Below are 17,134 nucleotides of genomic sequence, written 5' to 3' on the forward strand. Positions count from 1 at the left end.
GAACTAACGTGCCAACATTTTCGCCCAGCCTCGAAAAGGCGCTGCATCAGGCACTGACTTTTGCCAACGAGCGCCATCACGAATATGCGACGCTCGAGCACCTGCTGCTGGCATTGATCGATGATGCCGATGCGGCGGCTGTGATGGGCGCGTGCAACGTCAATCTCGACACGCTTCGCAAGACCGTGACCGATTACGTCGACAACGAATTGTCGAACCTCGTCACCGGTTACGACGAGGACTCCAAGCCGACGGCCGGTTTCCAGCGCGTGATCCAGCGAGCCGTCATCCATGTGCAGTCTTCGGGCCGCGAGGAGGTGACCGGCGCCAACGTGCTCGTGGCGATCTTCGCCGAGCGCGAGAGCCATGCTGCCTATTTCCTGCAGGAGCAGGAGATGACACGGTATGATGCAGTCAATTTCATTTCGCACGGCATAGGCAAGCGGCCGGGGAGCTCCGAGGCGCGGCCGGTGCGCGGGGCGGAAGACCAGGACTCCGAACAGAAGGCTTCGCGCGAGAGCGAGGAGGCCGGCCCGAAGAAGCAGCAGGATGCGCTCACGGCCTATTGCGTGAACCTCAACGAAAAGGCCAAGTCCGGCAAGATCGATCCGTTGATCGGGCGTCACGCCGAAGTGAACCGGACCATTCAGGTGCTTTGCCGCAGGTCCAAGAACAACCCGCTTTACGTGGGCGATCCGGGCGTCGGCAAGACGGCGATCGCCGAGGGCCTTGCCAAGCGGATCATCGAGAAGAAGGTGCCCGAGGCGTTGCAGGACGCAACGATCTTCGCGCTCGACATGGGAACCCTGCTGGCCGGTACCCGCTATCGCGGCGACTTCGAGGAACGCCTGAAGCAGGTGGTCAAGGAACTCGAAGACTATCCCGGTGCAGTGCTGTTCATCGACGAGATCCACACGGTCATCGGTGCCGGCGCCACGTCCGGCGGCGCCATGGACGCGTCGAACCTCTTGAAGCCCGCGCTTTCTTCCGGCGCGATCCGCTGCATCGGCTCGACCACCTATAAGGAGTACCGCCAGTTCTTCGAAAAGGACCGGGCTCTCGTTCGCCGCTTCCAGAAGATCGACGTCAACGAGCCGACGATCGCGGACACGATCGAGATCATGAAGGGCCTCAAGCCGTATTTCGAGGACTACCACCAGCTGAAATACACCAACGATGCCATCAAGGCGGCGGTGGAGCTTTCGGCACGCTATATCAATGACCGGAAGCTGCCGGACAAGGCGATCGACGTCATCGACGAGTCCGGTGCCGCTCAGATGCTTTTGCCCGTCAGCAAACGCCGCAAGCTGATCACCGAAAGGGAGATCGAAGCGACCGTCGCAACGATGGCACGCATCCCGCCGAAGACCGTGTCCAAGGACGACGAAGCCGTGCTCGCCAATCTCGAGCAGGAACTGCGTTCCGTCGTTTATGGCCAGGATCTGGCGATCGAGGCGCTCGCCTCGTCGATCAAGCTGGCGCGCGCAGGCCTTCGCGAGCCCAACAAGCCGATCGGCTGCTACGTCTTTTCCGGCCCGACCGGCGTCGGCAAGACGGAAGTGGCGAAGCAACTCGCCACCTCGCTCGGCGTCGAGCTGCTGCGCTTCGACATGTCGGAATATATGGAACGCCACACGGTCTCCCGACTGATCGGCGCGCCTCCCGGCTATGTCGGTTTCGATCAGGGCGGACTCCTGACCGATGGCGTCGACCAGCATCCGCATTGCGTGCTGCTCCTCGACGAAATCGAAAAGGCGCATCCGGATCTCTTCAACATCCTCTTGCAGGTCATGGACCACGGTTCGCTGACCGACCATAACGGCAAGAAGATCGATTTCCGGAACGTCATCCTGATCATGACGACCAATGCCGGCGCGTCCGACATGGCTCGGGCGGCGATCGGCTTCGGTTCCTCCAAGCGAACCGGCGAGGACGTGGAGGCGCTGAATCGCCTCTTCACGCCGGAGTTCCGCAACCGTCTGGACTCCGTCATTCCGTTCAACTCTCTGCCGACCCCGGTCATCCACAAGGTCGTGCAGAAGTTCGTCATGCAGCTCGAAACGCAGCTTGCGGAGCGCAATGTCACCTTCGACCTTGCGCCTGATGCGATCGCCTGGCTTGCAGAGAGGGGCTATGATGAGAAGATGGGTGCACGGCCGCTGGCGCGCGTCATCCAGGAAAACATCAAGAAGCCCCTCGCGGACGAGATCCTCTTCGGCAAGCTCAAGAAGGGCGGTGTCGTCAAGGTGACGATCGGCAACAAGGAAGACGGCACGAAGGGGCTCATGCTCGAAGCCGTGCCGGAAACTGCTCCGATCAAGCCCAAGGCCGAGGTCTCGCGTCCGGCCGGCAAGGGCGCGAAACCCAAGAAGGCTGCCGAAAAGGAAAGCGTAGCCGCAGCCGAAGAGGGCGCAAAAGCCAAGTCGAAGAAGACGACCGCCAAGTCCTCGAACAAGAGCGGCGGCAGCTCCGGCGCGGCTCCCCTCAGGGGGCGGACGGTTCCGAAGGTGCCGCGCAAGAAATAACGCGATCGCGACTGGACGTGACGGTGCCGGGTGAGTTACCCGGCACTTTCTTGTGAGCGTGGAGCATAGCGGGTGGATTCCACAAACCGTATCGAAGAGGAGCGATCGCCTCTGGGCTGGTTTCTGGCGGGTGCGCGCGGGATATTCAGCCTTCCGGCCATAATCCTCATGCTTTCCTTCGTGGGCTTCTGCTCGCTGACGGTTCAGGCCGGGATCCCGCCGGCGCAGGTCGTGTTCATGACCGGCATCGTCTGGGCCCTGCCGGCAAAGGTCATTCTCGTGAGTTCGATCCTCAGCGGCGCCAGTCTTGCGACGGCGTTCCTGGCGGTCACGCTTTCGTCGGTGCGCTTGATGCCGATGGTCGCCGCACTCGTTCCCGAACTGCGCACGCCGAAGACGCCGACATGGCTGCTTCTCGTGCTTTCGCATTTCATCGCCATCACCGCCTGGGTCTTCGCGATGGAGCGCGTGCATGCGGTTCCGCGCCAGCATCGCGCGACCTTCTTCGCCGGCTTCGGCATCACGCTGGTGGCCACGAACATGGCGCTGGTCGGGATCGTCTATCGGCTCGTCGCCGATTTCCCGCCGATCGTCGCCGGATGTCTCTTCTTTCTGACGCCGGTCTATTTCCTCGCCTCGATCTGGAATTCCGCGCGCCATCCGGTCGTCTACGCGGCCCTCGCCATCGGGCTCGTCGCAGGGCCGCTCTGCTACTGGATCGCACCCGAGTTCGACATCCTGCTCGCCGGCCTTGGCGGCGGAACGCTGGCCTGGGCGGGCGAGCGCCTATGGCGCGCGCGGCGGGAGAAGAGCGCGTGACCTGGATGGACGGATGGTGGGCCTATGCGTTCATCGCGATAGCCGGCTGGCTCGCGACCGATATCTGGCGATGGCTAGGGGTCCTCGCCGGCAATCGTCTGCGCGACGATTCGGAGGCGCTGAACTGGGTGAGGGCGGTGGCGACGGCACTGGTCGCAGCGGTCATCGCAAAGCTTATTCTTTACCCGACCGGCGTTCTTGCGCAGTCGCCACTGTGGCTTCGGCTGGGCTCCGTCGTGATAGGCGCGATCGTGTTTTTCGCCGCCCGCCAGAAGCCCGCCGCCGGCATTGCAACGGCAATCGCCGCCCTGGCCGCTGGTCTTTGGTGGCGGGGGTTTTGACGATTTAAAGCATTGATATGACAGATTGCCGTAAACGTTTGAATCAAGGCTACCTTATTAGATGAGGATCCTTTGCCTGAGTCTTTCTCTGCCGGCACGCCGTCTCCGCGATTTCAGGTGAGCACATAGCAAACAGCCCGATCTCTACGGGCTGAAGCGATGTCTGGGCCTTCCCAACGTCCTCATCCCTGTGAGGAGCACAGCGATGAGGAAATCAAACAAGCCGCCGCGGGAATCCCCAATCTCAACGGGCCTTAAAGCGCCCGGCGGATCTTCTCTGCGTTTGCGGCCAGCACGTCCCCGTCTTCCATCTTGCCGGAATGCGGCTTCAGCGGAACGCCCTCGCGGCGGGGGACGACGTGGAAGTGGAGGTGGAAGACCGACTGTCCGGCCGGTGCCTCGTTGAATTGCATGATCGTGACGCCGTCGGCGTCGAAAGCGGCCTTGGCGGCGACGGCGATCTTCTGGACAGTTGCGATCAGGCTGGTGAGGGTGGCCGGGTCGGCGTCGAGAATGTTGCGGGACGGTGCCTTCGGCAGCACCAGAACGTGGCCCTCGGCCTGCGGCATCACATCCATGAAGGCGACCGTAGCTTCGTCCTCGTAGACGCGGTGCGAGGGTATCTCGCCGCGCAATATCTTGGCGAAGATATTGTTTGTGTCATATGCACTCATGTCGTTTCCTTTTCCTGGCACGCGTTCGCGGTGTCTCAGTCGTCCTGGCGCTCACCTTTGCGGAAAGGCCCGTGCCCCGCAAGAAACTCGCCGGTTTCTTCCACATCCCGGCGCTCCCGTTCCAGATAATCGGCTACGGCGCGCGCAAGCCCCGGATGGCTGATGAAATGAGCGGAATGGGTGGTCACCGGCATGTAGCCCCGCGCGAGCTTGTGCTCGCCCTGCGCGCCGGCCTCGACGCGTTTCAATCCCTTCGCGATCGCGTAATCGATCGCCTGATGGTAACAGACTTCGAAATGCAGGAAGGGGTGGTCCTCGATACAGCCCCAGTGCCGGCCATACAGCGCATCGCCGCCGATGAAATTGATCGCACCCGCGATGTAGCGCCCGCCGCGTTTGGCCATGACCAGCAAGATGTCGTCGGCCATCCGCTCGCCGATGAGTGAGTAGAAGGCGCGGGTCAGATAGGGGCGGCCCCATTTGCGTCCGCCGGTGTCCATGTAGAAGGCGAAGAACTGGTCCCAGATCTCTTCCGTGAGGTCGCTGCCGGTCAGCCAGTCGATGGTTATGCCGTTTTCGACGGCTGCGCGGCGCTCTCTCTTCAGTGCCTTGCGCTTTCGCGAGGCAAGCGTGGCGAGAAAGTCGTCATGCGATCCATAGCCCTGATTGATGAAATGGAACTGCTGGTCCATACGGTGCAGGAAGCCCGCCTGCTCCAAGGCCGCCATCTCGTCAACCGGGACGAAGGTCACGTGGGCCGAGGAAAGACCGTGGCGGCGCGTGAGTTCCTTGAGACCGGCCGCGAGCGCATTGCCGACCGTTTGCCGGTCGCTCCCCTCGGCCGCAAGCAGCCGCGGCCCTGTTGCCGGCGTGAAGGGCACGGAACATTGCAGCTTCGGGTAGTAGCGGCCGCCGGCACGCTCGAAGGCATCCGCCCATCCATGGTCGAAAACATACTCCCCCTGGCTGTGGCTCTTGACGTAGCAGACAAGCGCCCCCCGCAGGGAACCGTCCGCGTCCTCCATCAGGAGATGCTGCCCGAGCCATCCCGTTTCCGCCGTTGCCGATCCGGATTCTTCCAGTGCGGAAAGGTAGGCATGGGAGACGAAGGGGTTGTAGGGCGTGCCGGCATGCCCCTTCGAGGCGCCGGCAAGCCTGTCCCAGCTCGCCGGCGGTATCGACGTGAACGAATGCTCTATGCGGATGGTGATCGCGTCTGTCATGCGCCTACGAAATCATGATCTCCCGCGGATCGAAACCCTCGAAGGTCATTTGGTCGGCATTGGCGAATGTGTGCTCCTGAGCCTGTCTGTCCCGCACCGTCCAGGTGATGAGCGTGCGGCCGAGCGCGCGCTCCTTTTCCGTGAAAGGATTTGGAAGGTGGCCGTAATGGTACGAAATGAAGTCGAGCCCGAGATGCATCGCCTCCTCGTGCACGAAGAAGGTCTCCGGATTGGAGCCTTCGGCAGTCAGGCCGAGGGGGTAGGGCGCGTCCAGCTCCTTCAGGTCCCTGAGCAGCCAATGGTCGAAGCTCATCAGCGCAACGTGGCCGTCATAGCCTTCCAGCGTCTCGAGCACGGCCGCGGCAAAGCCCTCGTCGTCGCCCTTCCGCCCCTTGAGTTCAATGATGAGCGGGACCCGGCCGGCGACGAGGCGCAGCATCTGCTTGAGCGTCGGTACCTTGTCCCTGGTGCCGCCGATGGACAACAGCCCGAGCTCGGCGGACGTTTTCGCCCGCACGTCGCCTCTGATCCCGCAGAGACGCTGCAGGTCGTGGTCGTGGAAAACGACCGGAACGCTGTCGGCCGCAAATTGAAGATCGCATTCGATCGCGAAACCGGCTTCGGCCGCGCGGGCGAAGGCCGAGAGCGTGTTCTCCCAGACTTCGCGATTCATGTCATGGAAGCCGCGATGGGCGATCGGCTGGGCCTTGAGCCAGGAAAGATCCTTCATTGGACGTCCCTGATCACGCGATTTCGATCACGGCGTCGACCTCGACAGCCGCGTTGAAGGGAAGGGAAGCCATGCCGACAGCCGCACGAGCGTGCTTGCCGGCCTCGCCGAGCGCGTTGGCAAGCAGGTTGGAGGCACCGTTGATCACCAGGTGCTGTTCGACGAAGTCCGGCGTGGAAGCGACGAAGCCGTTGATCTTGACGAGGCGGCGGATACGGCCGAGATCGCCAAGAGCCGCCTTGGCCTGTGCCAGGATGTTGATCGCGCAGAGTTCGGCGGCTCTTTGCGCGCCGGCGACATCGACATCCTTGCCGACATGGCCGGTGACGGCGACCTTGCCGTTTTCCATCGGCAGCTGCCCGGAAATGTAGAGCATCGACCCGGAGACGACGTAAGGCACGTAGTTCGCGACAGGCGCAACAGCCTGCGGAAGGACGATGCCGAGTTCGGTGAGGCGGGTTTCGATCTCTGCGGACATGGAAAGGCTCCGTTGTTGTCTTTTGTGCTAAAATCCGGCATGCAAAGCAGATCGTGACAGGCGTGGACCAGAACCGATCTGCCTTGTTTCTGCCGAAAGCTTGTTTATCGCATTGGCGGCGAGTCCAACAGGAGGAAACGGATGTTTCGTAAAGGCTTCGGTCTGGTCACCCTGGGAAGCGTCTGTGTCGTGGTCATGACGGCGGGCGCTGCACAGGCGACTGCTCTTGTTCCCCATCGCGCCGTCTACGATCTGGAGCTGAAGGACGCCTCTGAGCGGTCCGGCATCTCCGGCATGTATGGCCGCATGGTCTATGAGTTCAACGGCTCCTCCTGCGAAGGCTATACCGTCAGCTTCCGCTTCGTCACCCAGGTCGATACGGGCGAGGAGGTTCGCCTCACCGATCAGCAGACCACCACCTATGAGGACATGAAGAACGGCAATTTTCGTTTCCTCACCCGCTCCTTCACCGACGAGAAGCTGGACAAGGAGGTGCGCGGAAGCGCGCATGACGATAAATCGGGCGTCAAGGTCGAGCTGACCGCTCCGGACAAGCGCCAGGTGGCGCTTGCGGCCAGCCGGTTTCCGACCGAGCACATGCTCGAAGTGATCGAACGTGCGAAAAAAGGAGAGAGCTTTTTCGAGGCGCGTATCTTCGATGGTTCCGATTCGGGCGACAAGACGCTGATCACCTCGACCTTCGTGGGCAAGCCGCGCAAGCCCGCTCCTGACGACGCGGATGTCGGCAAGGCCGGAAAGCTTGCGGGCGAGAACTATTGGCCGGTGACGATCACCTATTTCAACGACGAAGCGAACGGCGACGCGCTGCCCGTCTATCGCATGGCGTTCAAGCTCTACGAGAACGGAGTGACGCGGGATCTCACCATGGACTACGGAGACTTCGTCCTGAGCGGAAAACTCGCCAAGCTCGAGGTCTTCAACACCGAAGAGTGCAAGTAAGCGCCGGCAAACGACTCCAAAACGACATCAAGGCTTGATTTCTCGGGCGGTTGCCGCTAAGGGGCTGGCCATTCCACACGTAAGGCATGGGATTTTCCGGGAGAAATCCGGATCGTTCCGCCGGTGGGCGCATTGCGGTGCGCTCGACGCCTTGCGGAGGTTCAACCGGAAAAGGAGACAAAGGCATGGCATTGCCTGATTTCACTATGCGCCAGCTTCTCGAGGCGGGCGTGCACTTCGGCCACCAGACACACCGCTGGAACCCGAAGATGAAGCCGTACATCTTCGGCGACCGTAACAACGTTCACATCATCGATCTCGCCCAGACCGTTCCGATGCTGTCGCGCGCCCTGCAGGTCGTGAGCGACACCGTCGCCAGCGGCGGCCGCGTGCTTTTCGTCGGCACCAAGCGCCAGGCTTCCGAGATCATCGCGGACGCAGCGAAGCGTTCCGCCCAGTACTACGTCAATGCCCGCTGGCTCGGCGGCATGATGACGAACTGGAAGACGATCTCCAACTCGATCCAGCGCCTGCGCAAGCTCGATGAGATCCTGGCTTCGGAAGCTTCCGGCTTCACGAAGAAGGAGCGCCTGAACCTCGAGCGCGAGCGCGAGAAGCTCAACCGCGCACTCGGCGGCATCCGCGATATGGGCGGTACCCCGGATCTGATGTTCATCATCGACACCAACAAGGAATCGATCGCCATCGACGAAGCCAAGCGTCTTGGCATTCCGGTGGTTGCCGTCATCGACTCCAATTGCGATCCGGACCAGATCGACTACGCGATCCCGGGCAACGACGACGCATCGCGCGCTATCGCCCTTTACTGCGATCTCATCGCCCGCGCCGCCATTGACGGTATTGCCCGTCAGCAGGGCGCCTCTGGTCGCGATCTCGGCGCATCCGAAGAGGTTCCGGTCGAGCCGGCTCTCGAGGAAGCGTCCGAAGCCTGATCGGCCCGACCGGCAGACGAAGCGCTGCCGTACGCATGAAATATCGGGACGAGGCCGTTTGTGATGTAGAATCTGAACGGCCTTGTTCTTTATCAGCCGGAAATGGCCCGGCCGATCGCGCGCGGTGAGCCCGCGAACATCGCTAAAGTGGCTTCATCACGATGTCACACAGAAAGGCCATTTCCTGCCAAACCTTCTGGCACTGCGCCAATCCCGGTCGGCGCGCCAGCAAACAGACAAGAGGCACAAAGATGACTGTTACCGCCGCAATGGTGAAGGAGCTGCGCGAAAAGACCGGCGCAGGCATGATGGACTGCAAGAAGGCGCTTGCCGAGACCAATGGCGACATGGAAGCCGCCATCGATTGGCTGCGCGCCAAGGGCATCGCCAAGGCTGACAAGAAGTCCGGCCGCACTGCTGCCGAAGGCCTCATCGGCATTGCCAGCTCCGGCACCAAGGCCGTCGTCGTCGAAATCAACTCCGAAACCGACTTCGTTGCCCGCAACGATGCCTTCCAGGAGCTCGTCCGCGGCGTTGCCAATGTCGCGCTTGGCACCGACGGCAGCGTTGCAGCCGTTTCCAAGGCGACCTATCCGGCGACCGGCAAGTCCGTTGAAGACACGATCAAGGACGCCATTGCCACGATCGGCGAGAACATGACGCTGCGCCGCTCGGCACTGCTCGAGGTCGAGGACGGCGTCGTCGCGACCTATGTGCACAATGCCGCAGGTGAAGGCATCGGCAAGCTCGGCGTGCTCGTCGCGTTGAAGTCGACCGGCGACAAGGAAGCTCTGAACGCGATCGGCCGGCAGGTTGCCATGCACGTCGCCGCGACCAACCCGCTCGCCGTCCGTTCGAGCGAAATCGACCCGGCGGTCGCCGAGCGCGAGCGCAACGTCTTCATCGAGCAGTCGCGCGCTTCCGGCAAGCCGGACAACATCATCGAAAAGATGGTCGATGGCCGCATGCGCAAGTTCTTCGAGGAGGTCGCCCTTCTGTCGCAGGCTTTCGTCATGAACCCTGACCAGACGGTGGAAGCCGCGATCAAGGAAGCGGAAAAGTCCGTCGGCGCGCCGATCGAAGTCGCCGGCATTGCTCGTCTCCTGCTCGGCGAAGGCGTCGAAAAGGAAGAGAGCGATTTCGCGGCAGAAGTGGCAGCCGCCGCGAAGGGTTGATTTCTTCACCCCGAATGGGAAAACGTGGGGGCATCGCGTGACAACGCGGTGCCCTTCGTGTATCCGGCTCCAGTCGATGCGTAGGACCCGCCGGAGCGGTTGATACCACGCAGCGGATTTTGCCTTTACGCCGGTGTGCGCCAGATGCCTGCACACGCGCGCCGATCTATTTCAGGAGTGACAATGTCGGCCAAGCCAATCTACAAGCGCGTTCTTCTCAAGGCCTCCGGTGAAGCGCTTATGGGAAGCCAGGGGTTCGGCATCGATGTTGCCGTAGCCGACCGAATTGCCTCCGATATCGCGGAAGCGAGAGCGATGGGTGTCGAAGTCGGCGTCGTCGTCGGCGGCGGCAACATCTTCCGCGGTGTCGCTGTCGCGTCCAAGGGCGGCGACCGCGTAACCGGCGACCACATGGGAATGCTGGCGACGGTCATCAACGCGCTTGCGCTGGCGACGTCGCTGCGCAAGCTCGATATCGACACCGTCGTCCTGTCGGCCATCGCCATGCCGGAAATCTGCGAGAGTTTCTCGCAGCGCGCGACGCTCTATCATCTTTCGCTCGGCCGTGTCGTGATCTTCGCCGGCGGCACGGGCAATCCGTTCTTCACGACGGATTCGGCTGCGGCGCTTCGTGCGGCGGAGATGGGCGCCGAGGCGATCTTCAAGGGAACACAGGTCGACGGCATCTATTCCGCGGATCCGAAGAAGGACCCCTCGGCCACCCGCTTCGACCGCCTGACCCATAGCGAGATTCTCGAAAAAGGCCTCGCGGTCATGGATGTTGCCGCCGTGGCGCTTGCGCGGGAGAATGCCATTCCGATCGTCGTCTTCTCCATCCACGAGAAGGGCGGCTTCACGGAGATATTGACGGGTGGCGGCCGTGCCACCATCGTGACCGATAATTGACAAGCTGCTGGGGCCCGCAAGGGCCGCTGATAGGAACGGGAGTCTTGAACCATGAGTGAAGGTGTGGATCTGAAGGAACTCAAGCGTCGGATGGACGGGGCGATCGCTGCTTTCAAGCACGACATCGCGTCGCTGCGGACCGGTCGCGCTTCGGCGAACGTACTCGATCCGGTGACCGTCGAAGCCTACGGTTCGCGCATGCCGCTGAACCAGGTGGCAAACATCACGGTCCCGGAGTCGCGGATGCTTTCGGTTTCGGTGTGGGACAAGTCCATGGTCGGTGCCGTGGAGCGGGCGATCCGGGAGTCCAATCTGGGGCTCAACCCGATCGTCGACGGGCAGAACCTGCGCATTCCGCTGCCGGAACTGAACGAGGAGCGCCGCAAATCGCTGGTCAAGGTCGCGCACGACTATGCCGAAAAAAGCAAGGTTGCCGTCCGCCACGTTCGCCGTGACGGTATGGACGACCTGAAAAAAGCCGAAAAGGACGGCGAGATCGGCCAGGACGAGAGCCGTGCTCAGTCCGAGCGGGTCCAAAAAATGACCGATGACGTAATTTCCGAAATCGACCGCTTGCTCGCGGAGAAGGAAAAGGAAATCATGCAGGTCTGACCTGCGGATAGGTGAGTCTCTTTGTCCGGACAACCCATGCAAGAATTCAATCCCGCTAACGTACCGGCTCACGTCGCCATCATCATGGACGGCAACGGTCGTTGGGCGAATGCGCGTGGACTGCCCCGTACCATGGGCCACCGCAAGGGCGTAGAGGCGGTCCGCGGGGCGGTAAGGACGGCGGCGGAGATCGGCATCCGTTACCTGACGCTGTTCGCATTCTCGTCGGAGAACTGGAACCGGCCGGAAAACGAGGTCAGCGACCTCATGGGCCTGCTCAAGGCTTTCATCCGACGGGATCTCGCCGATCTCCACCGTGAGAACGTCCGCATCCGGGTGATCGGCGACCGTTCGAACCTGAGCGGCGATATCCTGCCTCTGCTCATCGAAGCGGAGGAGACGACGATCGCAAACACCGGCATCACGGTGGTCATCGCGTTCAATTACGGCGCCAGAGACGAGCTGGCGAGAGCCATGCGCCGCCTGGCGGGGGACGTGGCTGCCGGTCGTCTGCGGCCGGAAGAGATTACCGCGGAACGGATATCCTCGACGATCGATACGGCGGGCATTCCCGATCCCGATCTCATCATCCGGACGAGCGGCGAGGAGCGTCTCTCCAACTTTCTCCTTTGGCAGGGGGCCTACTCCGAATTGCTGTTCATTCCGGACCTCTGGCCGGATTTCACGCGCGAGACATTCTTTGCGGCGATCGAACAATATGCCTGCCGCGAGCGCCGATTCGGCGGACTGACCCAACCGACTCTGGCGGTCGGCTCCTGATGCAGGCCGAACTCAAACTTCGTATCGCCTCCGGGTTGGTTCTGGCTGCGGTGGTTCTTGCTGCAACCTGGATCGGCGGCTTCGCCTTCCAGCTTCTCTCCGTCGCGATCGGCCTGCTCGTCTATTACGAGTGGTCCACCATCACCAAGCTCCCCGAGCGGGACTTTCAGGGCAATGCCCTCGGCTGGCTGGCGCAGGTGGTGATCGCCGGTCTCGTCCTCCTCGACTATATGCATATCAGCCTGCCGGGACTTGCCCTCTGTGTGCTCGCGGCAGCGCTTTGGGTACTGATAAAGGGAACCAGCTGGTGGCTGCCGGGCGGGATCGTCTATGCGGGCCTGACGAGCATTTCGCTCGCGGCGATCCGCGGAGCGGACTATCTCGGGCTGATGGCGATGCTGTTCGTGTTCGCCGTCGTATGGGCAACGGATATTTTCGCCTACTTCACGGGGCGGGCGATCGGCGGGCCGAAGCTGGCGCCGGCAATCTCGCCGGGCAAGACCTGGTCGGGCGCGATCGGCGGCGCGACTTTCGGCGTTCTTGCGGGTGTCGCCGTTTTCATGGCCCACTTTTCGCTCGAGGGCCTGCGCATCCCCGTCATCGCGCTGGTCCTCTCCGTCGCAAGCCAGATAGGCGATCTGTTCGAGTCCTTCGTCAAGCGCCGCTTCGGCGTCAAGGATTCGAGCAGGCTGATTCCGGGTCACGGCGGCGTCATGGACCGGGTGGACGGGCTGATATTCGCCTGCATTGCCGCACTGGCTCTGGTGCTTGGGCAGTTCCTGCTGGCGGGCGGCCGGGAAGTCGCCTTCGGCTCGATTCTGCTGGGTCTTTGAAGACTGCCGGTGTAGGACCTGTGGACACTTATGGATAGGGGTTTGATTTTGCACAAATCGGTCAATGCCAAGGATTTTTCCGCAGCAAAGGGTTGCCCCCTTTGCAAGGGAAAAGCCGCCGGCAGTGGGCGATTTGTGCAAAACCCTTCGGGCGGCCCATATTGCGGTGCCTTGTCGCGAAAAATCCGGCTTGCAGGCGGACGGCCTGCGGCGCCGGATTTTCCACGAAAGTCCCTCGCAATTTGGGCCGTCAAATCCCTATCCATAAGTGTCCACAGGTCCTAGTCCTTATATCCGGCTCGAAGCGGGACTATCATGCGGCGGTGCGAACCATGGCGGCACGGCCCCGACCTTGCAATTTGAACTGGCGGACGTGGCAGCGGACGCGTTAGGAATGACTATGAGCCTACTGCTTGACAATCTCCAGTACACGATCCCCACCTTCCTGTTCCTCCTGACGTTGCTGGTCTTCGTTCACGAGATGGGACACTACCTGGTGGGGCGCTGGTCGGGCATCCGCATCCTGGCCTTTTCCGTCGGCTTCGGACCCGAGCTCTTCGGCTGGACCGATCGCCACGGCACCCGCTGGAAATTCTGCGCGGTCCCGCTTGGCGGCTACGTGAAGTTCTTCGGCGACGAGGATGCGGCGAGCACGCCCGACTACCGGCGGCTGGAGACGATCGCGCCGGAAGAGCGGGGCCGTACATTCCTGGGCGCAAAGCTATGGAAACGCGCGGCGACGGTCGCGGCCGGTCCCATCGCGAATTTTCTTCTGGCGATTGCGATCTTCGCAGTCCTCTTTTCCATTTACGGCCGTGCCGTCGCCGATCCCGTCGTCGCTTTCGTGGCGCCGGACAGTGCCGCGGAAAAGGCGGGTGTTCTGCCGGGAGACCGGCTGCTTTCGATCGACGGAAAGCCGATCGCCACCTTCGACGACGTGCGCCGCTATGTGAGCGTCCGTCCCGAGCTGCCGATCACCGTTCGGATCGAGCGCGAGGGCGCTGCGATCGACCTGCCGATGGTGCCCCAACGCACCGAATCCGTCGACCCGCTCGGCAACAAGATGGAAGAGGGCAAGATCGGCATCGGAACGAACCAGGAGGCCGGCAATTTCCGGGTCGAGACCTACGGACCTCTCGAAGCGGTGGGGCAAGGGGCACTGCAGAGCTGGCGGATCGTAACGGGCACGCTCGACTATCTTTCGAATCTCTTTGTCGGCCGGATGAGCGCCGATCAGGTCGGCGGGCCGATCCGTATCGCCCAGATGTCCGGTCAGATGGCGAAGCTCGGCATTGCCGAGGTGCTGAATTTCGCGGCCGTGCTTTCGGTTTCCATTGGATTGCTCAACCTAATGCCCGTGCCGGTGCTTGATGGCGGCCATCTGATGTTCTATGCGGTCGAAGCGTTGCGCGGCAGGCCGGTCGGTCCTGCCGCACAGGATCTCGCATTCCGCATAGGCTTTGCCATGGTGCTCATGCTGACGGTTTTTGCGGCCTGGAACGATATCAACTGGCTCTTCGGATAGGGGCGGAGTCTTGGGCGGGAGCGGACATCGTTAAGGATTCGGGGAGCGAGTGAGTTTCGCCGGCTGCTCGATAACGGTTTGTTTACGATAATAAGAGGCCGTAGTGGCTGTTAAGCCACGGTTGGAATTGAAGTAAACAGAAATTAACGAGCTGACTTGCTTGTATGGGAAAAGCGGTTAAAACGGCAACCGTGACCGGAGTCGGCACGAAACTGCCGCGGGACGTTGGGAAAAGGTAAGATTTTGACATGAAAGCTGGTTCAAGGTTTTTGAACGCGGTGTCGGCGTTTGCTCTGTCAGCAAGCATGGTCGCCACGGGTACCGGGGTAGGACTTGTTGCTGGTACCTCAGTCGCGCAAGCCGCGGTCATCAATCGGGTTGAAGTGCGTGGGGCAACGCGCGTCAGCGCGGAAACCGTTCGCGCCAATATCACGATCGTTCCCGGCAAGAGCTTCAGCAATGCCGATATCGACGCATCCGTGAAGCGGCTCTATGCCACCGGCTATTTCTCCGATGTCAGCATCACGGTTTCCGGCGGATCGCTTGTCGTTTCCGTCAGCGAGAATCAGCTCGTCAACCAGGTGGTCTTCAACGGCAACCGCAAGATCAAGGATGACAAGCTCCAGGGTGTCGTTCGCACCCAGCCGCTCGGTCCCTATAGCGAGGCGACCGTCGAAACCGACATTCAGGCCATCAGGGACGCCTATGCCGCCATCGGCCGCAGCGACGTGACCGTGACGACCCAGGTCGTTCCGATTGCCGAAGGCCGTGTCAACCTGGCCTTCGTCATCAATGAAGGCGAACGCACGAAGATCACGCAGATCAACTTCGTAGGCAACGAGGTCTATAGCGACGGCCGTCTGCAGTCGGTGATTGCGACCAAGGAATCGGGCATCTTCTCGTTCCTCACGCGCAAGGACGTCTACAATCCGGATAAGTTGCGGGCCGACGAGGAATTGCTGCGGCAGTTTTATTACAACCGCGGCTACGCCGATTTTCAGGTGGTCTCGTCCGAAGCGGCGCTCAATGAGGCGACCAACGAATACACGGTGACGATCACCATCGAGGAAGGTCCTCGATACGACTTCGGTCCGGTCAATATCGAGTCGACGGTCGAAGGCATCGACGCCGAGGAACTGAGGGGTCTCGTTCAGAGCCGCGAAGGCACGGTGTACAAGGCCAAGGACATTCAGAGCACGATGAGCGAGATTTCGAAGCGCGTCGCGTCGGAGGGTTATCCCTTTGCGCGCGTCACGCCGCGCGGCAACCGCGATCTCGCCAACCACACGATCGCCGTCGACTATCTCGTGGACCAGGGCGAGCGCGCCTATGTCGAGCGCATCGAGATTCGCGGCAACACCCGGACGCGTGACTACGTTATCCGTCGCGAGTTCGATGTCGGCGAAGGCGATGCCTTCAACCAGGAAATGGTTGCTCGCGCCAAGCGCCGCCTGGAGGCGCTCGGCTATTTCTCGTCGGTCAACATCTCGACGCAGCCGGGCAGCGCGGCTGACCGCGTCGTCATCGTCGTCGACGTGCAGGATCAGTCGACCGGTTCGTTCGGCATCGGCGCCGGCTATTCCGCCGGCGACGGCGGCGGCTTCCTCGTCGAGGCTTCGATCGAGGAAAAGAACTTCCTGGGCCGTGGCCAGTATATTCGTCTTGCCGCCGGCAAGGGCGAGGACAGCCAGACCTACAATGTTTCGTTCACCGAGCCCTATTTCCTCGGCTATCGTCTCGCGGCGGGCTTCGACCTCTTCAAGAACGAAAACGACTTCGACGACGACAACTACAGCTACAACGATCAGGGCTTCAGCCTGCGCGTGACCGCGCCGATCACCGAAAACCTGTCGACCACGCTGCGCTACAACTACACGGAGCTCGAATATTTCGGCGACCGGGACGAACTCTCGTCTCCCTACGACCGTGTAATCGACGGCAGCCCCTGGACGCGCTCGTCCATCTCGCAGTCCATCACCTACAACACGCTGGATGATGCTCAACTGCCGCACGAGGGCATCCTCGCTTCGGTGACGCAGGAGTTTGCCGGCCTTGGCGGCACGTCGGACTTCTACAAGCTGACGGGTAAAGCCAAGTGGTACTACACGCTGCATGACGAGGCCGACATCATCGGTTCGCTTTCCGGTAGCGCCGGTCATCTGTTCGAGACGTCCGGTTCGCTGGAAGTCTTCGACCAGTTCCAGCTGAACAGCAACGACATCCGTGGCTTCGAGCGCAACGGTCTCGGCCCGCGCATGAACAACGGCGACGCACTGGGCGGTACGACCTATTTCACGGCGTCTGCGGAAGCGACGTTCCCGCTGCCGGGTCTTCCGCGTGACAGCGGTTTCCGCGGCGCGCTCTTCGTCGACGCGGGCACGCTCTACGGCAACGACGTCGAGATCGGTCCTGGTGAATCGGTACGCGGGGACGATGCCTCGCTGCGCGCCTCGGTCGGCGTCAGCTTGATCTGGGCTTCGCCTTTCGGTCCGCTGCGTGTGGACTACGCCGTGCCGGTTGCGAAGGAAGACTTCGACGAGGTCCAGAACTTCAAGTTCGGTATCAACTCGTCGTTCTGATAAAGAGCAGTCCAGAACTGC

At 61.7% G+C, this 17,134-nt stretch carries 16 protein-coding genes; 12 read left to right on the forward strand and 4 right to left on the reverse strand.

Going from position 1 to position 17,134, the window contains the following annotated elements:
* Positions 1-8 precede the first annotated feature (8 nt).
* The 3 genes from clpA (at position 9) to PZL22_RS08235 (ending at position 3,685) form a co-directional block, all read left to right on the forward strand.
* The gene (gene clpA / locus PZL22_RS08225; RefSeq protein WP_003535010.1) at positions 9-2,525 is read left to right on the forward strand and encodes an ATP-dependent Clp protease ATP-binding subunit ClpA; all 2,517 of its coding nucleotides are present in this window, start codon (positions 9-11) and stop codon (positions 2,523-2,525) included.
* A 72-nt stretch (positions 2,526-2,597) separates the two neighbouring features.
* Positions 2,598-3,344 (forward strand): AzlC family ABC transporter permease, encoded by a 747-nt coding sequence (locus tag PZL22_RS08230; RefSeq protein ID WP_003535007.1) that lies wholly within the window; start codon positions 2,598-2,600, stop codon positions 3,342-3,344.
* Entirely contained in the window at positions 3,314-3,685 is a 372-nt protein-coding gene (locus PZL22_RS08235) for an AzlD domain-containing protein (RefSeq protein ID WP_003535005.1), read from the forward strand. The genes PZL22_RS08230 and PZL22_RS08235 overlap by 31 nt, the downstream gene beginning before the upstream one ends.
* Before the next feature lie 254 nt (positions 3,686-3,939).
* Here PZL22_RS08235 and PZL22_RS08240 read toward each other — a convergent pair whose 3' ends face one another.
* From PZL22_RS08240 to PZL22_RS08255, 4 genes are read right to left on the reverse strand one after another with little or no spacing between them, the layout of a single operon-like run.
* Entirely contained in the window at positions 3,940-4,359 is a 420-nt protein-coding gene (locus PZL22_RS08240) for an HIT family protein (RefSeq protein WP_003535003.1), read from the reverse strand.
* A gap of 35 nt (positions 4,360-4,394) precedes the next feature.
* Entirely contained in the window at positions 4,395-5,582 is a 1,188-nt protein-coding gene (locus PZL22_RS08245; RefSeq protein ID WP_003535001.1) for a GNAT family N-acetyltransferase, read from the reverse strand.
* 4 nt (positions 5,583-5,586) lie between these two features.
* Positions 5,587-6,312: a glycerophosphodiester phosphodiesterase gene (locus PZL22_RS08250; RefSeq protein ID WP_003534999.1), complete on the reverse strand. Its 726-nt coding sequence runs from the start codon at positions 6,310-6,312 to the stop codon at positions 5,587-5,589.
* Positions 6,313-6,325: 13 nt separating this feature from the next.
* Positions 6,326-6,790, reverse strand: a complete 465-nt coding sequence (locus PZL22_RS08255) for a RidA family protein (protein ID WP_003534997.1) — start codon at positions 6,788-6,790, stop codon at positions 6,326-6,328.
* A gap of 141 nt (positions 6,791-6,931) precedes the next feature.
* On the opposite strand from PZL22_RS08255, the gene PZL22_RS08260 reads away from it, so the two are divergent.
* From PZL22_RS08260 to bamA, 9 genes are all read left to right on the forward strand, one after another.
* On the forward strand, positions 6,932-7,750 hold the full coding sequence (locus tag PZL22_RS08260; RefSeq protein ID WP_003534995.1) for a cell envelope integrity EipB family protein: 819 nt from the start codon (positions 6,932-6,934) through the stop codon (positions 7,748-7,750).
* A gap of 185 nt (positions 7,751-7,935) precedes the next feature.
* A complete protein-coding gene (rpsB, locus tag PZL22_RS08265) occupies positions 7,936-8,703 on the forward strand; it encodes a 30S ribosomal protein S2 (protein ID WP_003534993.1) in 768 nt (255 codons plus the stop codon).
* Between the two features lie 251 nt (positions 8,704-8,954).
* The gene (gene tsf, locus PZL22_RS08270) at positions 8,955-9,878 is read left to right on the forward strand and encodes a translation elongation factor Ts (protein ID WP_003534991.1); all 924 of its coding nucleotides are present in this window, start codon (positions 8,955-8,957) and stop codon (positions 9,876-9,878) included.
* Positions 9,879-10,061: 183 nt separating this feature from the next.
* Positions 10,062-10,784 carry a UMP kinase gene (gene pyrH / locus PZL22_RS08275; protein WP_003534989.1) on the forward strand — a complete coding sequence of 241 codons (723 nt, stop codon included), beginning with the start codon at positions 10,062-10,064 and terminating at the stop codon, positions 10,782-10,784.
* Positions 10,785-10,835: 51 nt separating this feature from the next.
* Positions 10,836-11,396, forward strand: a complete 561-nt coding sequence (frr, locus tag PZL22_RS08280) for a ribosome recycling factor (RefSeq protein WP_003534987.1) — start codon at positions 10,836-10,838, stop codon at positions 11,394-11,396.
* Between the two features lie 36 nt (positions 11,397-11,432).
* On the forward strand, positions 11,433-12,176 hold the full coding sequence (locus tag PZL22_RS08285; protein WP_003534985.1) for an isoprenyl transferase: 744 nt from the start codon (positions 11,433-11,435) through the stop codon (positions 12,174-12,176).
* Positions 12,176-13,009, forward strand: coding sequence for a phosphatidate cytidylyltransferase (locus tag PZL22_RS08290; RefSeq protein ID WP_003534982.1), 834 nt, complete (start codon positions 12,176-12,178; stop codon positions 13,007-13,009). Before PZL22_RS08285 ends, PZL22_RS08290 begins: the two co-directional genes overlap by 1 nt.
* Before the next feature lie 400 nt (positions 13,010-13,409).
* Complete coding sequence (gene rseP, locus PZL22_RS08295; protein ID WP_003534980.1) at positions 13,410-14,534, forward strand: RIP metalloprotease RseP; 1,125 nt, start codon at positions 13,410-13,412, stop codon at positions 14,532-14,534.
* Between the two features lie 248 nt (positions 14,535-14,782).
* The gene (gene bamA, locus PZL22_RS08300) at positions 14,783-17,113 is read left to right on the forward strand and encodes an outer membrane protein assembly factor BamA (protein WP_003534979.1); all 2,331 of its coding nucleotides are present in this window, start codon (positions 14,783-14,785) and stop codon (positions 17,111-17,113) included.
* Positions 17,114-17,134 lie beyond the last annotated feature (21 nt).

Origin of the sequence: Ensifer meliloti (assembly GCF_030064585.1) — a bacterium.
Taxonomy (GTDB): Bacteria; Pseudomonadota; Alphaproteobacteria; order Rhizobiales; family Rhizobiaceae; genus Sinorhizobium; species Sinorhizobium meliloti.